The 1737-nt window shown below is 66.3% G+C and carries 2 protein-coding genes; one reads left to right on the plus strand and one right to left on the minus strand.

Annotated elements, in window-relative coordinates; genetic code table 11:
- Window positions 1–148: 148 nt before the first annotated feature.
- Complete coding sequence (locus tag CWO89_RS43880; RefSeq protein ID WP_165421604.1) at window positions 149–781, minus strand: HAD-IA family hydrolase; 633 nt, start codon at window positions 779–781, stop codon at window positions 149–151.
- A 114-nt stretch (window positions 782–895) separates the two neighbouring features.
- Here CWO89_RS43880 and CWO89_RS43885 point away from each other — a divergent pair, with 114 nt between their 5' ends.
- Window positions 896–1657 carry a S1 family peptidase gene (locus CWO89_RS43885; RefSeq protein ID WP_165421605.1) on the plus strand — a complete coding sequence of 254 codons (762 nt, stop codon included), beginning with the start codon at window positions 896–898 and terminating at the stop codon, window positions 1655–1657.
- Window positions 1658–1737 lie beyond the last annotated feature (80 nt).

Consider the following 1737-nt stretch of genomic DNA (forward strand, 5'->3'; position numbering starts at 1 on the left):
GCCGCCTGCGGGGAGAGGTCGGATCGCATCGCAGATGCGATCCGGGTGAGGGGGACTCTCCGCGAGTCCATCTGTCACTGTGATCGCGGAGGCAGCCCCTCACCCCAACCCTCTCCCCGCGAAGGGCGGGGAGAGGGAGAGTCCGTGCCTAGCGCAATACTAGCCCGGTTGCCGCCTCCAGCTCTGAAATCGCCTGGTCCGCGCTCACGACCTTGATCGTGGTCATGCCCATGTCGCGCGCGGGCTTCAGGTTGACGCCGAGATCGTCGAGATAGACGCAATTGTTCGGATCGACCTTCAGCGTTTCCACCATCAGCTTGTAAATGCGCGGATCGGGCTTGCGCAGGCCGATCTTGGCGGATTCGATCACGTGATCGAACAGCGCCATCACCTCCGCGACATAGAGCGTGCGGCCGCTTCTGCTCCCGATCGCGTTCGCCGGCAGGTTGTTGGTGATGCAGCCGGTCTTGAATTGGGCCTTGATGCGCTTCAGCGCTTCCACCATGTCCGGGCGCAGGTCGCCCTGCAGCAGCGGCAGCACGTCCCGGCCGCGCACCTCGGCGCCGAGCGCGAGCGATTCGGCGGCGAACAGCGCATCGAAGGTCTCGATGTCGACCTCGGCGCGCTCGAACTTGGCCCAGGCGTTTTCCAGGTGGTTGGCGGCGTTGGTGCGGCGGATGATGTCGGCCGGCAGGCCGCGCTCGGTCTCGAACCGCGTGAACGCCTCGAACGGCGAGGTGGTCAAGACGCCGCCGAAATCCCAGATCACTGCCTCGATCATTTCCTGCTGCCTGCCGTTATGTTTGTTGACGAGCGGCTAACACGGATCGATCCGGGGAGCCAGCCTGAAACCGGCGGCTTGGCGATGCGCGCGACGCAAGCTATTGCTGTGACCATGAAAGCCTTGCTCGCGATATCAGCAGCGCTCGCGCTGCTCTCCTCCACGCCGGCCTCCGCCATCGTTGGCGGCGGCGTGCCGTCCGCCGAAGGCGTCGGCCGCTCCATCGTCACCATCGTCGGCTCGCGCGGCAATTTCTGCACCGGCGCACTGATCGCGCCGAAAGTGGTGCTCACGGCGGCGCATTGCGTGCAGCCCGGCGCGGACTACAAGATCGTCGAATATGGCCCGGACCGGCAGCCGCAATTGAAGGACGTCAAGAGCATCGCGATCCATCCCACGTTCAGGATGGACGCCATGACCTCCCATCGCGCCACTGCCGACGTGGCGCTGCTGCAGCTTGCAGCACCTGCGCCCGGCAAGGCGCCTGCGGCGCTCGGCGCGCCCAACATTCCGGTCGTCGTCGGCAGCCGCTTCACCATCGCGGGCATCGGCGTCACCGTGCGCGGCGACGGCAAAAGCGGCGGCATGGTCCGCGTCGCCGGGCTGATTGCGACCGGCCAGCCGGGCACGCTGCAGATCCGCCTGGTCGATCCGCTCAGTCAGGGCGCGCGCGACGGGCTTGGCGCCTGCACCGGCGATTCCGGCGGGCCGGTGTTCGAGGACAAGCAAACGGGTCCGGCGATCGTCGGCGTCATTAGCTGGTCAACGGGGCCGAACAATTCCGCCGGTTGCGGCGGCATCACCGGCGTGACGCCACTGACGCTGTATCGCGACTGGATATTACAGACCGCAAGGCAGTGGGGCGCGGGGTTCTGACTTCGTAGGGTGGGCAAAGCGCAGCGTGCCCACCATTCACGGTCGGTGCAAGTAAAGGTGGGCACGCTTCGCTTTGCCCA

It is taken from the genome of Bradyrhizobium sp. Leo170 (assembly GCF_004296405.1).
Classification (GTDB): Bacteria; Pseudomonadota; Alphaproteobacteria; order Rhizobiales; family Xanthobacteraceae; genus Bradyrhizobium.